The organism is Variovorax paradoxus, from assembly GCF_022009635.1.
Classification (GTDB): Bacteria; Pseudomonadota; Gammaproteobacteria; order Burkholderiales; family Burkholderiaceae_C; genus Variovorax.
In genome coordinates, this window is the sequence record NZ_CP091716.1 from 1,615,512 (window position 1) to 1,633,088 (window position 17,577).

General features: G+C 62.1%; 14 protein-coding genes and 2 pseudogenes. 3 read left to right on the forward strand and 13 right to left on the reverse strand.

All coding sequences use genetic code 11. The features are described from left to right. Positions 1–70: 70 nt before the first annotated feature. Both L3V85_RS07625 and L3V85_RS07630 read right to left on the reverse strand, forming a co-directional pair. On the reverse strand, positions 71–1,747 hold the full coding sequence (locus tag L3V85_RS07625; RefSeq protein ID WP_100441174.1) for a GMC family oxidoreductase: 1,677 nt from the start codon (positions 1,745–1,747) through the stop codon (positions 71–73). A gap of 67 nt (positions 1,748–1,814) precedes the next feature. After that, positions 1,815–4,076 carry a fatty acid desaturase gene (locus L3V85_RS07630; protein WP_100441173.1) on the reverse strand — a complete coding sequence of 754 codons (2,262 nt, stop codon included), beginning with the start codon at positions 4,074–4,076 and terminating at the stop codon, positions 1,815–1,817. A gap of 221 nt (positions 4,077–4,297) precedes the next feature. Between L3V85_RS07630 and L3V85_RS07635 the strand changes: the two genes are divergently transcribed. Continuing rightward, complete coding sequence (locus tag L3V85_RS07635; RefSeq protein ID WP_100441172.1) at positions 4,298–5,320, forward strand: AraC family transcriptional regulator; 1,023 nt, start codon at positions 4,298–4,300, stop codon at positions 5,318–5,320. Between the two features lie 286 nt (positions 5,321–5,606). On the opposite strand, the gene tnpC is transcribed toward L3V85_RS07635, so the two are convergent. The 7 genes from tnpC to L3V85_RS07670 form a co-directional block, all read right to left on the reverse strand. Beyond that, complete coding sequence (gene tnpC / locus L3V85_RS07640; protein ID WP_100441171.1) at positions 5,607–7,139, reverse strand: IS66 family transposase; 1,533 nt, start codon at positions 7,137–7,139, stop codon at positions 5,607–5,609. An 80-nt stretch (positions 7,140–7,219) separates the two neighbouring features. Beyond that, positions 7,220–7,552, reverse strand: a complete 333-nt coding sequence (gene tnpB / locus L3V85_RS07645) for an IS66 family insertion sequence element accessory protein TnpB (RefSeq protein ID WP_133458439.1) — start codon at positions 7,550–7,552, stop codon at positions 7,220–7,222. Further along, complete coding sequence (gene tnpA, locus L3V85_RS07650; RefSeq protein WP_100441170.1) at positions 7,549–7,887, reverse strand: IS66-like element accessory protein TnpA; 339 nt, start codon at positions 7,885–7,887, stop codon at positions 7,549–7,551. Before tnpA ends, tnpB begins: the two co-directional genes overlap by 4 nt. Positions 7,888–7,972: 85 nt before the next feature. Next, entirely contained in the window at positions 7,973–8,275 is a 303-nt protein-coding gene (locus L3V85_RS07655) for a hypothetical protein (RefSeq protein ID WP_201267880.1), read from the reverse strand. Then, positions 8,262–8,681, reverse strand: a complete 420-nt coding sequence (locus L3V85_RS07660; protein ID WP_201267881.1) for a hypothetical protein — start codon at positions 8,679–8,681, stop codon at positions 8,262–8,264. The genes L3V85_RS07655 and L3V85_RS07660 overlap by 14 nt, the downstream gene beginning before the upstream one ends. 48 nt (positions 8,682–8,729) lie before the next feature. Next, the gene (locus L3V85_RS07665; protein ID WP_124148775.1) at positions 8,730–9,338 is read right to left on the reverse strand and encodes a hypothetical protein; all 609 of its coding nucleotides are present in this window, start codon (positions 9,336–9,338) and stop codon (positions 8,730–8,732) included. A 37-nt stretch (positions 9,339–9,375) separates the two neighbouring features. Further along, positions 9,376–10,113: a CerR family C-terminal domain-containing protein gene (locus tag L3V85_RS07670; RefSeq protein WP_237678750.1), complete on the reverse strand. Its 738-nt coding sequence runs from the start codon at positions 10,111–10,113 to the stop codon at positions 9,376–9,378. Positions 10,114–10,199: 86 nt separating this feature from the next. On the opposite strand from L3V85_RS07670, the pseudogene L3V85_RS37530 reads away from it, so the two are divergent. Next, positions 10,200–10,298, forward strand: a pseudogene (locus L3V85_RS37530) (hypothetical protein); the annotation flags it as partial. A gap of 1,560 nt (positions 10,299–11,858) precedes the next feature. Here L3V85_RS37530 and L3V85_RS37535 read toward each other — a convergent pair. Then, a pseudogene (locus tag L3V85_RS37535) lies at positions 11,859–12,923 on the reverse strand (MGDG synthase family glycosyltransferase); the annotation flags it as partial. A 179-nt stretch (positions 12,924–13,102) separates the two neighbouring features. On the opposite strand from L3V85_RS37535, the gene L3V85_RS07680 reads away from it, so the two are divergent. Then, on the forward strand, positions 13,103–14,056 hold the full coding sequence (locus L3V85_RS07680; RefSeq protein WP_124148776.1) for an IS1595 family transposase: 954 nt from the start codon (positions 13,103–13,105) through the stop codon (positions 14,054–14,056). Here the strand turns inward: L3V85_RS07680 and L3V85_RS07685 are convergent. The 3 genes from L3V85_RS07685 to L3V85_RS07695 are packed head-to-tail and all read right to left on the reverse strand — an operon-like array spanning position 14,053 to position 17,568. After that, positions 14,053–14,856: a polyprenyl synthetase family protein gene (locus L3V85_RS07685; RefSeq protein ID WP_124148777.1), complete on the reverse strand. Its 804-nt coding sequence runs from the start codon at positions 14,854–14,856 to the stop codon at positions 14,053–14,055. The genes L3V85_RS07680 and L3V85_RS07685 overlap by 4 nt on opposite strands. Further along, a complete protein-coding gene (locus tag L3V85_RS07690; RefSeq protein ID WP_124148778.1) occupies positions 14,849–15,823 on the reverse strand; it encodes a patatin-like phospholipase family protein in 975 nt (324 codons plus the stop codon). The genes L3V85_RS07685 and L3V85_RS07690 overlap by 8 nt, the downstream gene beginning before the upstream one ends. Further along, a complete protein-coding gene (locus tag L3V85_RS07695; RefSeq protein WP_124148779.1) occupies positions 15,820–17,568 on the reverse strand; it encodes an ABC1 kinase family protein in 1,749 nt (582 codons plus the stop codon). The genes L3V85_RS07690 and L3V85_RS07695 overlap by 4 nt, the downstream gene beginning before the upstream one ends. Positions 17,569–17,577: the final 9 nt, after the last annotated feature.

Below are 17,577 nucleotides of genomic sequence, written 5' to 3' on the forward strand. Positions count from 1 at the left end.
AAGCGCAGGCAACGTGCCAGCGGCCTTTAAGAGGTTTTTCTATTGGTATGCAAGAAGTAATACACCAGATTTACCTGAGGAGTGCGCTCTCGTATGCTTGGCGTTCGTTCTTTCGGGAAGTCTGGGCTGGGTGTCCATGTGCTCGTTTAATGAGGTCCGCAGTCCTCTCGGCGATCATGATGGTTGGCGCGTTGGTGTTGCCGCTGATCAAAGTCGGCATGATGGAGGCATCGACGACGCGCAGCCCTTGAATACCATGTACCTTCAGCTCCGCATCGACCACGGCCATTGGGTCCACGCCCATCTTGCAGGTGCCGACCGGGTGGTAAATGGTGTCGGAGCGGTCTCGAATGAGCTGGGCCCATTGCGCATCACTCATGCCATCGGTAACGCCGAACAATTCGCGCCCACGGTACTTGGCCAAGGGGGATGCCAGCATGATCTCTCGCATGGCCTTGGCCCCTTGGACCAGGAGCTTCACGTCACGCTCGTCAGACAGGAAGCGTGGATCGATTCCAGGGTCGTCCAGCGGGTTGGGTGATTGCAAGAATACCTCGCCACGCGAGTAAGGGCGCAGATTGCAGACGTGGCACGAGTAACCATACCCGATATGCAGTTTGCGCGCGTGGTCGTCCACGATCGAGATCACGAAGTGCAGTTGCAAATCCGGCCGATCCACGTCAGGGGCGCTCTTGAAGAATGCGCCACCCTCGGCAAATGGGGTGGCAAGCATGCCGCTGCCATCCTTGCGCCAACTTGCAATGTGGCCCAGCATGTCCACTGACCCTTTGAGTCCGATGCCGAAGTTGTCAGTGTCCTGGGAGGTGTAGGCCAGAATGAAATCCAGGTGATCCTGCAAGTTCTGGCCCACACCGGGCAACTCATGCACCATGCGGATGCCGTGATGGGTGATGTCTTCCGGGCGCCCGACGCCGGACAGTTGAAGAATCTGCGGTGAACCAAAGGCGCCGGCAGCCAGAATGACCTCCCGCCCGGCTCTGACCTCGTGTTCGGCACCGCTGGCATGGTAGGCCACGCCCACGGCGCGCTTGCCCTCGAAGAGGATCCGGCTGGCGCGGGTATTTGTCTTGATCGTGAGATTCGGCCGTTGCCCCCGCAGAGGATGCAAGTATGCGGCTGCCGCGGAGCAACGCTCGCCTCGGCGGGCGGCATCGTGGAATTGCGTGACCTGATACAAGCCAACGCCTTCGTTGTCCCCATCATTGAAATCGGCACGAAACGGAATGCCGCGCTGCTTGGCTGCCTCAATGAACGCAAGCGTGATCGGCCTGGGGCTACGTTGCTCGGACACTTGCAAAGGTCCGCTCCCGCCATGGAGTTTGCTCGCTCCACGCTCGTTGTTCTCTGCCTTCAGGAAATACGGCAGCACCGAGTCCCAGTCCCACCCATCACACCCCAGATCGGCCCATTGATCGTAGTCCTGGCGCTGGCCCCGGACGTAGAGCATGGCGTTGATGGCCGAAGATCCGCCAAGGGCGCGGCCCCGCGGTTGATAGCCCAGCCGACCATTGAGGTGCGGCTGAGGTACCGTGTTCAATGCCCAGTTATTGATCTTGCCCTTGCCAGGCATCATGGCCGCCGTTCCTGCCGGCATGCGGACGACCAATGAGTCGCCTTGTCCGCCCGCTTCAAGCAGGCAAACACTGATGCTGGAATCTTCACTCAGCCGCGAGGCCAGGGTGGCGCCGGCAGAGCCGCCGCCTACGATGATGTAATCGAAATTCATAAAATCCCACTGCGGAGCCGAGGTGGCTCCGCATAGAAAGAAGGGGGTGGAGGGGTAGCGGCCGTGTTCAGTCAGCCGCCAATTCCTTGTTCCATTGGCGTGGGTCGTAGCGCCGCAATGCCTTCAGGCCGCTTTTCTGGTTTGCACGCAGCGCCAACACCCTCTCCTCTGGCGTGGCGTAATGCCGATCCCACTCCACGATCTTGGGGACCATGATTCGCTGCCAAAGCGGCGGGAGCAGCGTCAGCAGTATCGTGCTGAGGTAGCCAGCGACCATCGTCGGGGCCTCCGGCAACGGCATCAAGTTCTGGTAAGGCACCTCGCCTTGGGCATGGTGGTGCGAATGCCGACTGAGATTGAACATGGCCCAGGAACTCATTCTGGCATTGGTATTCCATGAGTGCCGTAGTTGTACAGCCTGATCGGGAGCGCGCACCATGCCGTAATGCTCCATGTAGTTCACGATTTCCAGCAGCGATTTTCCGAACAGCGCACTGCCGGTAAATCCAAGCACGCCGATCCATCCCGCCATCCAGTAGGCGATGGCCACGAGCACCGCACTCATGAGCAAGCCGCGGATATAGGCGTTGTGGATGGAGATCACCGGAAGATGCTTGCGCTTGAGGCGTTCAGCTTCGATGCGCCAGGCGCTGACGTTGCCGCGAATGGTGGACATCACGATGTGTAGATACACATTGCGGCCTCGCGGGGCCGTGGCCGGGTCATGCTCGGTGGATACATAGCGGTGATGCCCGTAGACATGCTCGATGGCGAATCCCACGTCGTAGCTGAAAGACAACAACCAACGACCAATGAACATCGAGACCGGTTCCCAAGTGCGATGCGTCAACTCGTGCGCCGTGATCGTTCCCAGGACACCGATCATGAAGCCGGTAAATACGCCGCCGGCGAGGTGGTGCCAAAAGCCCGTTGCCTCCCGGGCGGCCAGTATGTCGTATTGGGTGAGATGGGTCACCCACGCGCCGAATCCCAATGGATCACCGGAAGAAAGCGTCCAGACGTAGGCGAATACGATCAGCGCCACCAGGGGCAGGATGAACCACAGTTGCACCGTCAGAATCCACGGTGATTTGTATTTGGGCGTTCGGGTGTCGTGGCCCAACAGCGCATCGCCGCCAATGTAGAAGATGAGAAAGCCGAGCAGCCCCAAACTGGTGTAGACGCCGCCCGCCAGAATGGACGCCACAGCACCGATCCCCACCCCATGCAAAAGAAAGAACTTCAGATAGTCCAAGATATTGGCTGGCACACGCTCAACAGTGGGCAAGCCGACAGCGCCGTAGAACCCGGTGTGGAGCTTGGGGGCCTGATCGACGAAGCGGTCCGCGTGCAAATTCGTGTCTGCAATACCACGCTGGCGCAGGGCGGCGATGGCCGAGTCGATCATGGCTGGTGGGCCACACAGATAGGCCGACGTGGCACCCCCAAGCAGTTCTGGAATGTGCTCCGTCACCAAGCCAGTGCGCCCGTCCCAGGGCGACGAAGGGTCAGCCGCGGACAGCACCGGCACGAACCGGAAGTTCGGCCAAGCTTTTTCGTAGGCTGCCATCTCGTCGAGCGCGTACAAATCCTTCTGGCTCCGAGCGCCAAACAGTACCGTCACCGGCCGCATGTCGCCCGAGCGCTTCATGTCTTGAAGCATCGCGAGGATGGGTGCCAAGCCGCTGCCACCGGCCACCATAAGGACTGGCTCCCGGCCCGGGCGCATGTAGAAGTGACCGCCGGGACCGCGCACGGTGACCGACTCGCCCACCTGCGCCTGGTCCACGAGATGCCCGGACACCCGCCCCCCCGGCACACGGCGCACCGTGAAACTCACTTGGCGATCATTGCCAGGCGCGGTCGAGAACGAATAGCTGCGAGGGGCATCCGCCATCGAGGACAGCGTGACCTCTGCAAACTGGCCGGCGCGATAGCGGATTGGCGTGTCTAGTCGAAGGTCGATTCTCGCGATGTCGTGAGTCAGCATTTGCTTGCCGACGATCACGCCCTTGACCGGAGGGCCATCGATCGCGCCCTCCCGATCCAGCTCGATTTTCACATCGCTGCGCAGGCGGCTCTGGCAGGCCAGTATGAACCCGTCGGAGATTTCCTTCTCCGTCAGCAGGTACGCCGTCTCGGTCAGTTCGTCAACCTTGCCGCTCTTGAGCTTGCACTTGCAAGTCCCGCAGCCGCCGACGCGACAGATGGAGGGAATGTTGATGTTCTGGCGTTGCGCTGCCTCCAGCAAAGTCTCATCGGGCTCGACGGTGATGGTCTGCCCGTTTATCTCCGCCTGGTGCAAGCTTCTTCCGTGAAGAAAATTCATCGCAGTTGTCTCCTAATGAATGTTTTTTTGCTTTTTTATTAGACTTCGCCACCACTTTCTGTCGCAAGCGCATAAACTGACAAACATGGTGCATTTCTTGCCAAGCACCTGCCGCTACGTGTAGGATCGTTTTGATAGTCATCAGAGGAAGAAGGCTGAGGAGCCTGTCGGACTCCTCAGGGTGGCCACCGGCCGGCACAAGAACATGGAGCGAGACAACCGTGAACCCAAAAACTGTTCGAGTCACCTACCTGCGGCAAATTGCAGATCAAGCGGCTGAACTGGGCGTGGATACCGTGGCGTGGCTGGCCATTTCCGACCTCAAGCAAGATGATCTTGCCGATGCGTCGGCGGTAGTTGCCGTCGAAAAGTTTGGAGAGCTGATCACCCGCGCCGTCAGTCTGTCGCGTGAGACGGGCTTCGGGGTATTGGCTGGGCGTCGTTTGCTTACAGCAACCCATGGTGTCCTCGGCATGGCGGCTGCGGCAAGCCGCAGCATCCGTGAAGCCATGCAAATCGTCGAGCGTTTTGTCTGCATCCGAACGGAGGCTATCAGTATTCATACCCGCGAGGTAAATGGAAGTCTGGAGGTCTGGTTTGAACCGGCGATCGGTCTGGGTTCTGCAAGCAACACGGTGACGGAAATCGCGATGGTTGCAGTCAAAAATATCGCCGACGACATATTTCTGAGTCGCAGTGCCTGCAATATGGTTTACTTTCAATTTCCTGAGCCGCCTCATGCGGCACTGGCACGCGGCGTTTACGGCTGCGCAGTTCGATACAATCAGAAATGGTCAGGTTTATCTTTTGATATTTCTGCTGCCGAAGAAGTCACCCAGAAATACGATCCATTGGTTCTAACAGAGGCAGTACGCTTCTGCGTCGAAGAGTTAAATGAAACTGGAGATAACAGGAGCGCAGGCTCGAAATTGGAGAAAATTGTTCTAGAACGGCTTCCGCCAATTCCTCATCTCACCGTATGTGCACGGCTGCTGAGCACGACGCCTCGGACACTTCATCGGCGCTTGATCGAAGAAGGAACCTCTTACCGTGAAATAGTGGAATCAATTAGGCATCGCATGGCGTTGAAACTGCTCAGAAAAGGGTCTTCCATCAAAGAAGTGACCTATTTCTTGGGCTATGCGGACATCGCCAGTTTCAGGCGCGCATTCCGGCGCTGGGAAGGTATGGCGCCGTCGGATTGGACTACAAGAGTGCAAGAGCCGGCGGGTGAGTCCAGGTAATCGAGGGCTCCTAGAATGCGAATGCGCAGGGGACATTCGTCTGTGTCTCCGGCGTTGGGGATGGCCTGCATAACTCCCTGCGGCCCGTGATGGCGCGGCCTCGGGCGGTCCACTGCCTTTCCTTTCTTGCCAATAGCCGAGCTATTGGCCGCAAAAAGACGCTTTGTGGCCCATCCCGGTCCGCACTACCACCGACTCGCGAGGATTATGCAGGCCATCCTTGGGGAAATTACTGTAAGCGTCCGGCGAACCCATGTTGACCGCTGCAGTCGCTCGTGTCTGACGATCAGAGGCCAGTGGGTTGCCAGCGATGGGGCAAGAGCTCGTCGATTCGGCTGGCCTTGTGCGTGGGCAGCCGCGTGAGTACATCCTTGAGGTAGGCATACGGGTCGTGCTCGTTCATGCGCGCCGACTGGATCAGGCTCATGACAGCGGCCGCCCGCTGCCCCGCGCGCAGGCTACCGGCAAACAGCCAGTTGTTTCGGCCAATGGCAATGGGCCGGATCTGGTTCTCGATCCAGTTGTTGTCCACTGGCAGCTGCCCGTCATCTGCAAACCGGGTCAGTGCATCCCAGCGCCGCAGGCTGTAGTCCAGCGCTTTGGCGGTTGCTGATCCGTCGGGCACCTGGCGCCGTTGCAGCGTCATCCACTCGTGCAGGGCATCCAGGATCGGCCGTGTCTGCTGCTGCCGAACGGCTTGCCGCTGCTCGGACCCCAGTTCTTTGACTTCGCGCTCGATCTCATAGACCCGGGCGAACTGTTGGAGGGCAAACTCGGCGATCTGGCTCTGGTTGGCCGCATGCAGATCGAAGAACTTGCGCCGCGCATGGGCCAGACACCCCACCTCGGTCACGCCGCTGGCGATCAGGGCCTTGTAGCCACTGAAGTCGTCGCAGGTCAGGCTGCCCTTCCAGGCCTTGTCGGTGCCGTGGCCCAGGAAGTGCCGGGCGTGCTCGCCCGAGCGAGACTCGCAGAAGTCGTAGACCACGGCTTTGATGCTCTCGAAGGCCCCGGGCGCGTAGGCCCAGAGGTAGGCGCGGTGCGTCTTGCCATCGCCGGGCTTGAGCATGGCCACCGGTGTCTCATCGGCATGCAGCACCCGGTGGCCCAGGATCTCGGTCTTGAGCGCATCGACCAGCGGTTGCAGCCGCACCCCGCAGGTGCCTACCCACTGCGCCAGGGTCGAGCGCGGGATGGCCAGGCCGGCGCGTCCGAAGATCGCTTCCTGCCGGTACAAGGGCAGGTGATCGGCGTACTTGCCCACCAGCACCTGGGCCAGCAGGCCGGTGGTGGGGATGCCTTTGTCGATGACGTGCGCCTCAACCGGCGCCTGAGTGATGCTCTCGCACCGGGCGCAGGCCCACTTGCCGCGGATATGGCGCTCGACGCTGAAGACGCCGGGCATGTAGTCCAGCTTCTCGGCCACGTCCTCACCCACGCGTTTCATCTGGCAGCCACAGGCGCAGGTGGTGGACGCAGGTTCGTGGCGAACCTCGCGGCGCGGCAGGTGCGCCGGCAGCGGTAGCCGTTTGGCTTGTTTCTTATCGGGGGTGGCAGGTGCTTGTGTCTGCGTCAGCGCATCGATCTCGCTGGCCACAGCCGCCAGGTCCGCTTCGATCTCGTCTTCAAGCAGGCTCTTCTGCTCAGGGTTGAAGCGCTCGGACTGGGCTGCGAACTTCATGCGCTTGAGCAGTGCGTTCTCGTGGGTGAGTTTCTCCAGCAGCGCACTCTGGTGGCGAACCTGAACCATCAGCCGAGCGGTCAGCTCGCGCAGTTGTTCTGCACTCAGACTGTCCAGCGATTGAGGTTCCACCACCATGGGCGTGACTGTGCCAGCGCGGGCAACGCTGCGCCATTGGCGCATGCACCGATGGGCAAGCACCAGAACATCGGTCAGATTCAGAGCACGGTGATGACACCACCATCGCCCAGGCGTTGCCAAGGCAGGCCCAGCACCAGGGCATCGAACTGTGGGCGACTGAGCGTGATGGTCGATACCCCCTCACGCGGCCAGACGAATTTGCCGCTGTTCAGGCGCCGCGCAGCCAGCCACACCCCGATGCCGTCGTGCACCAGCACCTTCATGCGGTTGGCTCTGCGGTTGGCAAACAGGTACGCGTGGTGCGGTCGTGCGGCGCCGAAGACGGCCACCACGCGGGCCAGCGCCGACTCCGTGCCGGCGCGCATGTCCAGTGGCTCGGTGGCCAGCCACAGGGCGTCGATGCGGATCACTTGAGCAAGTCTCCCATCCAGGCTGCACAGTGCTCAGCCGCCGAGACTGGCCAGGTCAGCGTCACGCTGGTGGCGCCACGGCGCAACTCGATGCGGATGTCTGGGGCCGGTACGCAGTTGGGTGCAGGCAGCGCCACCGGCACGAAGGTCGGGACTTGCACATCTGTGCTGGGGGCATGTGCCAAGCGGCGCCAGTTGTGCACGACGTTGGCATTGATGCCATGCGAGAGCGCTACGCTGGCCACCGAGGCGCCGGGCCTGGCGCACTCGGCCAGGATCTGCTGCTTGAGCTGGGCGCTGTGCCGCCGACGGGTCTTGGTCTTGGCTTCGGTCATGGTGTCCACCTATCTCGTTGGGTGGACACCATCGTTGCCGCTTACGCCGTCGCCCTCAAGGGTGGGATGGCCGGACGCTTACAAATTACTTTTTGGCCTCGTCGATGGACTGGCGGATAGACGCATAGGTCTCGGAGAAAAGCCGTTGGGCTTCCCCATAGCTCTTTTTCGTGGTCTCCCATACCTCGGCCGAGGCTTTTGAGACCCGGGCCTTGGTTTCCTCCACATTTGCATTCAGTGCGGCAATACGCCCTTCAATGGCTGTGCGCTGATCCCCCGCGAGCTTGGCCGCGTCGGCACGCAATCCAGCGAGCGCTTTCTGCTGCGCATTCAGTTCAGCCTCCAGTACGGCACGCTGCGTAGCGATACTGGCCTTAGCTTTCTTCAAGGTACTTGTCTCGGGCGGCCTGGAAGGCGGCCCAATCATTGTCGAGTGCCTGACGTACTTCGGCGACTTGGGCATCGCTCCAGTTCTTTGCGTTGGCTGCGGCATCTTGAGCCCGGCGGCGATAGGCGTCCCGCTGCTTGCGCAGGTCCGCCAACGCCGCATCAGCCTTGGTGCGCGCCTCGCCCCGAAGCTTGCTGGCATCTTTTTCCAGGGCAGTGATGTTGGCATCAAGCTGGGCCAGCCGGTCCTGCGACCACGCCAGTGCTTGGTGAACCTTTGAGGGCTCCTTCTGTGGAGCGGCTGAATCGGCCTGTGCTTCTGCATTCTGTGCCAGGGCGGGAGGAGCCGACAGCAACGCTGTCTGAGCAAGCAGCGCCAAGGCGATTGTGGAAAAGCGAAGTTTCATGGTGATTTCTCCTGATGAGTCAAAACAAAAGCAACGTGGCGCCTAGGTTCAGCGAACCTTGAAAAAGGCATCCTTGATCTTCTGGACCGTGACGGCGTGAGCGGCCTTGGCATCGGCAAACCCCTGCTTGACGGCACGCCAGGATTCATCGCCAGCATCCTTGACCTCACCGATACGCGCCTGGAACTTCTCGGCCTCGATGGAGAGGCGATCGAACGCGGCATCGAGTTCGCCGCGGGCCTTCTCGACGGCATCGGCCGCCTGGTCACCCAAATCCTTCAGGGAGTTTTGCCACGCTTGCCGCTGTGCGCGCGCACGGACGATGACGATGTTGCGCACGGTTTTCACCTCGTCGCCGGTCGTGCTGACAAACTGCTGGAGGGCGGACTCGACCTCGATCCATTCGGCTTCGAGCTTGTCCTGAATCTCGCTCGCTTCCTGCTTTGCGGTGTCCGCCTGAGCGCGCAGATCATCGTAGTACTGCTGCAGCTTCGCGCGGGATGCCGCGAGGCGTGCGCGAGCTGCATCGGCTTGCTTGCGGGCATCCTCCTTGATATCGGCGGCCGATTTCTCGACCTGGGAGAGAATGGCATCGGTCTCATCGAGACGGTGCTTCGCCCATGCGATGGTCTGGTGTACGTAGGATTGGAGCGTCATGGTGCATTTCCTTTCAATGGGAGAGGGGTTGATGGAATCAAGCGGGGCCTGTTTTTCGGTCAGCGCCATCATCAGGCGACCGAACGGCAAGAAAGCCGCTTCGGCAGAGATCGCGGACCATGTCCGTGATTTGCCTGATGGCTTCGTTCTGAATGCTTTTCCAGTCCATGCCACGGAGCATCACGCCGCGCAGAAACCTGAAACTGAAAACTGCCGTCACAATTGCGATGACGCGCAGCCGCAGCGCCTCGTCATCGGAAGACCGGCCGCTAAACTGGCTGGCGGCATGTACCAGACGCTTTTGCAGCGGAGCGATCGCGCGTTCATGAATCAGGGCGAAGGCGTCGTCGTTGTCGTAAGCGCAGCGGGCCACGAATGCCGTCCAGGCGTGCGGCTCGGCTTCCTCCAGCATGGTGTGGAGCAGTTGGATCAGTGTGCGTTCGAAGCGAACGGAAAGCTCGACGTCCGAGGTATCGTCAAGCAAAGTTGCGGCCTCCGCGAAGCGATGGGCCGCATACTCGGCGATCATGTCCGCTGCAGCCAGATAGAGCTCCTTCTTGCTGCCGAAATGGTAGGGAATGGCCGACAGCGTGGTTTTGGCCGCCTGGGCCAGAGCGCGCGTGGTTGCCCCCTCGTAGCCAACGGCGGCGACAACGTCAACCGTCGCTTCAATCAACTGCGATCGGGTCTTGGCACTGCGCGCCTCGTGGCCGCTGGTTGATTCGGCATGACTTGACATACATCCTCCGATTGTTCCGATAAGAACATAGTTCATACGAACGAGCTTTTCAATGGCAATGAAACTGCGAAAAATCAGGAGCCCCGTGATCGGTGGCAACGGTCATAGGGGTCATCAAGCCGATGAGGAACTTCGCCTGGCTGATCCGAAACTCCTTCGATGGCATCGTCGCCTGGACCCAGACCCACCGGGCTGGCGGCCTCGTGGAAGCCCTGAACGGGCTCTTCCAGGTCACCAAGCGTCAAGCGCGTGGCCGGTTCTGCTTCGAGACCATGCGCGTCTTGCTCTTGCGCATCGCCGCTGGGCTCGACTTCGCCCGGATCAACCCGCATGCCGCTGAACCCACTTGTCTCCCTGCTGCGAGGGTGCGACCGCGCACTGGGGCGAGCAAGCGCCGCCATTCTGTGCCACCAGACATGCAGCAGCGCCGACGAAGTGCCCGGGGGCACGTCACGCCCCAGCGCCGACTCGAACGCCCAAAGCCGCGCAAGGTAGGCCTGCACATGGCGTGCCTCCAAGCGCTGCGGGTTGATCCGCCCGTAGGCTTCCACGAGCTGGGTGAACAGCGCACGCAGGCGATAGGTGCGAGGGCGCGGATCATCCTCGGCATGCTCGGTGGCGAGTCGGGCAAGTTCGATCCCGCGATCGACGAGGCGGTAGAACGCCGCTGCGGCGGGAAGGTTCCCCAGGCGTTCGATCCGCGTGAGCGGCAGCTTCACGTAGGCCGCGAGCAGGCGCCGCAGATCGGCGAGGATGGCCCGTTCCAGCGCCAAGTGGGGACGGCCCGCGGCGGGCGAAGCGGGCCAGCATGCCCGCAGGTCCTCCACGTAGAGCTGCCGGTCGCCGAAGTAACTGGTGACCTGCCGGGCCACCGCCTGTTCGAGCGCGTCTGGCTGCGCATCGCCCAGGACGCGCGCCATCGAGCGCAGCGGCTGTCCCATCGACAGCGGGAAACGGGAGAAACGGTAGCTTGCCTGCGTTCCAGGCAGCAATCGGTAGGCGACCAGTTCTTTCCGCAAAGCAGGGTCTTCCTCGAAGCGTGCCCGCATGCGCTCGAACAGGTCCAGCGGCATGCTCGGCAAGCCCGCCCGGTCGTACAGGGAACGGTCGTCGTAGCCGCCGGCAGCGAGAATTCGCGCAACCACGTCGGCGCAATTGAGATCGCTCCTGCTCCAGCGCAGGCTGGCGTCGCGGAATCCGGTTTCGATGCGGTGCGCCTCGGCCACCATCGCCGCACGACACCCGGCGGGAATGCCCTGGACCCGCAACCCGAGCGTCTCACGGCCATAAGCCATGCCGTAGGTGTTGGTGTGGACTTGCGAACGGGACGGGCGATCGATGCCGTACAGGTAATCCGGCAGGCTCACGTGCTGCAGGAAGTTCGGATCGACGGACGGGTCCGCGATGTAGTTCGCGCTGTAGACGATGCCGCTGATGCGGATGGCCAGATGCCCGAACGGGTTTTCGAGCACGACCCGTTGCGGCGTTTGCGAGGTGGCGTAGGACAGCAGCAGTTCGACCTCTGCCGGTGCTTCGGCATCCAGTTGCGCCAGCGCCTGATCGATGCCCTGGACGGGCGCGCCGTTCTCGATGCCATAGTCGGGCAGTGGGTAAGCCGGCCTGAAACCATCGTCGAGCGCAAACCGGACGATGCTCGCGATGTCGATGCTCTGCCGGAACTCCCGTTGGGCGCGCAGCATCGCCTCGCGCTGGGCGGGGTCGCACAGCAGTTCCATCGCGAACTTCCCCGCATCGTCGGCGCTGGCCGCAAACCTGGCCAGGCCCTGGCGCTGGAACAGGGCTGCATTCTCGCGCTCGTGGCCGCTGATCACGTCGAGCAGCACGGTCGGCACCCCGAGTGCAAAAGCCTCTGCCGGCGTCATCCCGCCGGCCTTGGTGACCAGGATGTCGGCGGCGGCCATGCAGGACGCCATGTCACTGCGCGACAGCAGCCCCAGAAGCTTCAGTGTCGCCCTCTCCGGCAGCTTTCCCTGCAGATCGGCGAGCACTTCGTGCTGCCCCGAATTCGTGCCGCACACCGCGATGATCTGCAAACGACCCGGGCCGTGGCGAACGACACTGCCGATGACCCCGGGATAGTCGCCCACCCCTTCCTTGCCGCCGGTCAGCAGCAGTGTCGGCACGTCCGCCGACAGCCCAAGGCCCTGGAGCGTGGCGCGGCGGGCGTCGGCGGATGTCGCAGGAATCCGCACCGGCATGCCGCTGGTAACGACCTTGTCGGCCGGAACGCCTGCTGCCAGCCAGCGCGTTTCCAACTCCGGGTGGGCAAGAAAGGTACGGTCGATCCGCTTGGAGATGCGCGGGAAATAGCCCTCGAAAAAATCCGTGTGCAGCCAGCCGATTCTCGTGTCGGACAGCAGCCCTTTCTCCCGCAAGGTTCCCAACACCTGGGCGGCCCCGTAATGGGTGGCGAGAACTGCATCCGGCCGCTGTGCGGTCAAGTAGGCCAATACGCTTTCTTCCGGATAATCGTTGGGCAGCATCGACAGCGAGGGCGCACGGCTGCCGCGCGTCTGCATCGCACGGAACAGGCTCTCGAAGCACTCCGGCAGATGGTTGGCGACGAACCAGTACAGGCGCTCATCGACCCGTCGCCACACAGGATGCATGAAGGCGCGGATATCCTGCAGCAGTACCGGGGTCGCCGGAGATTGCCGCATTATCTCGTCCCGAATGGATTGTGCGGCACAGATGTGTCCGTATCCGATAGAGGAATAGAAGATGACGACCTTCCCGGTGGTGCTCATCGCCCTCTCCCGCTGCGCAGAATGAAAAGCAGAAGTCATATGCTGCCGATCATGTAGCCCGTGAGCAGATAAGGACATGGACAGCACCGGCGGTGCCAAGCATGTGAATGGGATCTTTTCTCATGAAATGGGACTCTCTTGTTTCACTTGGTATTGGTCAGGATGCCGGCACCTGATTCGTCACGAACCTCAGCCTGGCGCATAGCCTGAGCCTGTGGCCCGATACGCTGACTCACTCCAACCCTGGAGAGCCAGCCATGCCGATGAACCGAATCCAGTTCCAGCCTGGGGTCTCGTTGCCCGAGTTCTTCGCCCGCTACGGGACCGAGGAGCAATGCACAGCGGCGCTGGCTGCGCTGCGTTGGCCTGAGGGCTTTCGCTGTCCGCGCTGCGCATCGGCGGCGCATTACGTGGTCGGCCACGGTGCGCGCAAGTTGTTCCAGTGCCAAGCTTGCCGGCACCAGACCTCCCTGACGGCCAGCACGTTGATGGACAGCACCAAGCTGCCGCTGCGCACCTGGTTCCTGGCCATCTTCCTGATCAGCCAGAACAAGACGGGCTTGTCGTCGTTGGCCCTCATGCGCCAGCTGGGCACGAGCTACCGCACGGCCTGGCTGATCCACCACAAGCTCATGACCGCCATGGCCGAGCACGACCGCCGGCAACCTCTGAGCGGCGATGTACAACTCGACGACGCCTACCTGGGCGGCGAACGACCCGGCGTCGGCGGCCGAGGCTCGCCCAACAAGGTGCCCATCGTCGCGGCGGTCAGCACCAACGATGCCGGTCATCCGTTGCGGGTCAAGGTCTCCCCGGTGGCGGCCTTCACCACCGAAGCCATCAAACGCTGGGCCCAAGTCAACTTGCTGCCGGGCTGCGATGTGCGCAGCGATGGCCTGAATTGCTTCGCTGGCGTCATCGATGCCGGATGCGCGCACTCCTACATCGTCGTGGGCTCGCGCAAGCCGCGCGACATGCCTCAGTTCAGCTGGGTCAACACCGTGCTGGGCAACCTCAAGACCATGATCGGTGGCGCCCACAAGGCCTTCAAGTTCCGCAAGTACGCAACCCAGTACCTTGGTGCCTTCGCCTACCGGTTCAACGCCCGCTTCAACCTCAACAACCTCCTGCTGGGCTTGCTCGGCCACGCCGCCACGGCTTCGCCTACCCGGGAACGCCAGATTCGTGGTACGGCTGAGGTTCATGACTAATCAGGTGCCGGCATGTGGTTCCCGGGGGGGTGCCCCGTCGCATTGATTCTTGCCGCGATCAGTTCAGCGAGTTCGAGTGGATGGCCGTTCCCTGTGGCCGTCGCGATGGTCCGTGCTCCCTGCATTGCTTGGCGGCACAGGTCGAGTGCTGAACGTTGGACGGTCGTGCGCGCCACGAAGTCGTCCATGACATCGGCTTCCTGCAACAACACGCAACTTGCAACGAGGGTTTCTCCGTAGCGCCGCGCTACTTTGGCTAGAGAATCAGAGTAGCCTGCGAGAGTGGCCCCTGTGGCGCCAGCCGCCTCACCCAGCGGCACGGCCAATCTTTGACGAGTCCGCAACCATTGTGCTGGATCGTCGCCTGTGATCTGCACATGCTTCAGGTTGGTGGCCTCCAACTCAGCCGCCCGGTTGACCGCATCGGCAACCAGGGCCAGGACTTGAAGGTCATCGCAACGCACCAGCAAGCGGAAGGCACCTGTGGTCAGGTAATCCCCCGCCAGCACGGTGGCCGCATTGCCGAGCAGCGCAGATGAGCCGCGCGCCGCATCGACGTGGGCATGCAATTGCTGCAAGCTGATGTAGATCAGGTCCAGCGCGGTACCGGCGTTGATGCCCTGCTGCCCGGAATGGATGCTGCAAGTCACCAGTGCCCGGATCGGTATCTGCTGGTCCGACAGCAACAGGCGCACGGCAAGCTGCACGGGCGCAGCCTCACAGGTCAGGGTACCCGTCACGGCGGCGCGGACGCCGGTCATTACAGTCTCGGTAAAGCTCATGAGATGCGAGTCAGCCATGGGTTGACGTTTCTGCCCAGCGAGCCAACTGCTCGGCTGCGCAGCGATAGCCGATCTCGACGATTTCCTCGGCGCGGGCGAATTGGAGGAAGCGGATGTGACCCAGGGGCGGCTGGATGAGGATGTCGGGTTTTTCCAGTTCGAGGCGGGCCTGCGTGATGCGGGTCTCCATCACATTGATCGACGCGAGCAGCACTTCGAAGATGTTGGGGGCCGGCTCTTCGACCGAAGCCCAGCGGGCCAATTGGGCAGAACCCGGAATTTCATGAGCAAGCATGCGCTCCTTGATCCACTGAATTGCCTGCCGATAACCCTCAACCCAGTCGCCCCTTTCCGTCAGTCGGCCTGGCGGCAATACGGGCTTGAAGTTCTTCCCGGAAACGATCTCATGGTTGAGATCAACCGCGATGACAACGTCGGCTCCCATAGCGCGCGCCACGCTAACCGGCACCGGGTTGACAAGGCCTCCATCAACCAAGATCCGGCCGTTACTTCGTATTGGTGTGAAGACACCGGGTACGGAAATGCTGGCACGCACGGCATCAATGACATCGCCGCTGGCTATGGTGAGTTCCTCGCCGCTAACAATGTCGGTGGCCACGGCGGCAAACCGTTTTGGCAGCTCCTCTATGCGCGCGGATTGCACGTACTCACGCACCAGATCGCTGACCTCGGCACCGTCCAGCAGCCCGGACTTGGGCAGCACAACATCGAAAAAGGCAACGGTTTTCTTCCAGTCGAAGGACTGAAATACCGCTTCGAGTTCATCCAGCTTGCCAGCGGCGTAAACAGCGCCAACCAGCGCGCCCATGCTGGTGCCGGCGATGAAGTCGATCTCGATGCCGGCTTCCTCGACGGCCCGCAGCACGCCGATGTGCGCGAGCCCCCGCGCGGAGCCGCTGCCCAGCGCCAAACCAATTTTTGGCACGAACCCCTTTGAATCTTTGCCATCAGCGAACTGCATCATGTTCCGCCCTTGCCACCACGCCAGATGGAGACCAGCACCCAGATGCCACCAATGACGGCAGCGATGAAACCGAGCAGTCCGAAAGAGGGCAGGCCCGGCAGGGAGGGTTCGCGCTCGACGGTCATGACGATGGCCGAGCCGACGATCAGAGCGGCGGTGACGATGCTTATCGCCAGGCGGCTGACGGCGCGATCTAGCTGATCGCCGACCCGCCTCAGATGGGTGACGTCGATGTGCACTTCCAGCCGGCCACGGCGGGCGGCTCGCAGCAGCCGGGAGAGGTCCTGGGGCAAGCCTGCCAGCAACGAGAAGATGTCACCGGCCGCCCGCCGCCCCCGTCTGAGCAGCGCTGCGGGGGAGTAGCGCGCGTACATGGCACGCTCCAGCAGCGGCAGTGCATGGTTGGCCATGTCAAAGCCGGGATCGAGTTCACGACCCAAGCCTTCCAGTGTGACGAAGGCTTTGATCAGCAGGGACAGATCGTTGGGCAGGACGAGGTGATGCTGGCGCGGGATCGCCACGAGGTCGGACAACATGGCGCTCAAGCGCAGTTGCTTCAGCGGCACGCCGTGGTAGCGATCGATGAAAGACCGGACTTCCAACAACAGATCCTGCTCATTTGCCACGCCGTCGCTCGTCCATTCGAGCATGACGTCGGCGACGCCGCCGGCGTCGTTCCTCACCAGCCCCAGCAGCAGGCGGATCAACTGGTCGCGGCGTTCCTCCGCCAGCCGGCCGACCATGCCGAAGTCGATGAAGGCGATACGGTTGCCCGGCAAATAGAACACGTTGCCCGGATGGGGATCGGCGTGAAACAGCCCGTCCTCGACGATCATCTTCAATACCGCACTGGCACCACGCCGTGCGAGCACCTTGCGGTCCAGGCCGGCCTGGTCAACGGCCTGAAGCCTGCGCCCGGAAATACCACCGATGAATTCCTGTACGCAGACCCGCTCGCCGGTCCACTGCCAATACACGCGGGGAATGACGATGATGGGAGGTGCGCCATCCGCGTCCGGTTTTTCCTTGCCCGGGACGACAGGGGGAGCATCCTGATCGGCATAGCCGGTGAAGTTCCCGGCGATGCGTTCGGCGTTGCGGCATTCGTCAGCGAAATCGAGTTCGTTGCGCAGCGACTGTGCGAACTGGCGCACCATCTCGCGCGGATGCAGGACGCGCCATTCCGCGCTCTCCGTCTCGGCGAGTTCGGCCAGGCGTGCAAGCCAGCGCAGATCGGCTTCCAGAATGTGCCGAATGCCGGGCCTGCGCACCTTGACCACGACTTCGCCGCCGTCGTCGAGACGCGCCCGATGCACCTGCGCAATGGAAGCGGCCGCCAAGGGCTCGGGATCAAAGGCCGCGAAGATTTCCTCGGGGGGCGCGCCGAGGTCTTCGCTAAGCTGCTGGTATACGGCTGCCCAGGGGGCGGGCGGCGCACTGTCCTGCAATTTCCCGAATTCGGCGGTCCACTCGGGTTCGAGCAGATCGACCCGGGTAGCGAGCACCTGGCCGAGTTTGACGAAAGTCGGCCCCATCTCCTCCAGTGCCCGCCGCACTCGTTCGGGGGGCGTCATGTGGGCGAAGTCTGCCGCTTCGCTCCAGTGCAGTGCCGTCCCCGCCCGCTCCAGGGCTTTGGACAGCCCTATCCGGCGCACCATGTCGCCAAAGCCGTAACGGACCAGGATCGAGGCGATTTCGTGCAAACGCCGTAGATCACGCATCGCGCTCAGTGCCTGCCAGAACATGGCGCCTCC

Excerpts from the sequence above, each read along its gene's own strand:
- L3V85_RS07695 (WP_124148779.1), bottom strand. The coding sequence starts at position 17,568 with ATGTTCTGGCAGGCACTGAGCGCGATGCGTGATCTACGGCGTTTGCAC.
- L3V85_RS07665 (WP_124148775.1), bottom strand. The coding sequence starts at position 9,338 with ATGACGCTCCAATCCTACGTACACCAGACCATCGCATGGGCGAAGCAC.
- tnpA (WP_100441170.1), bottom strand. The coding sequence starts at position 7,887 with ATGACCGAAGCCAAGACCAAGACCCGTCGGCGGCACAGCGCCCAGCTC.
- L3V85_RS07670 (WP_237678750.1), bottom strand. The coding sequence starts at position 10,113 with ATGAACTATGTTCTTATCGGAACAATCGGAGGATGTATGTCAAGTCAT.
- tnpC (WP_100441171.1), bottom strand. The coding sequence starts at position 7,139 with ATGGTGGTGGAACCTCAATCGCTGGACAGTCTGAGTGCAGAACAACTG.
- L3V85_RS07690 (WP_124148778.1), bottom strand. The coding sequence starts at position 15,823 with ATGATGCAGTTCGCTGATGGCAAAGATTCAAAGGGGTTCGTGCCAAAA.
- L3V85_RS07625 (WP_100441174.1), bottom strand. The coding sequence starts at position 1,747 with ATGAATTTCGATTACATCATCGTAGGCGGCGGCTCTGCCGGCGCCACC.
- L3V85_RS07660 (WP_201267881.1), bottom strand. The coding sequence starts at position 8,681 with ATGAAACTTCGCTTTTCCACAATCGCCTTGGCGCTGCTTGCTCAGACA.
- L3V85_RS07685 (WP_124148777.1), bottom strand. The coding sequence starts at position 14,856 with ATGGCTGACTCGCATCTCATGAGCTTTACCGAGACTGTAATGACCGGC.
- L3V85_RS07630 (WP_100441173.1), bottom strand. The coding sequence starts at position 4,076 with ATGAATTTTCTTCACGGAAGAAGCTTGCACCAGGCGGAGATAAACGGG.
- L3V85_RS07680 (WP_124148776.1), top strand. The coding sequence starts at position 13,103 with ATGCCGATGAACCGAATCCAGTTCCAGCCTGGGGTCTCGTTGCCCGAG.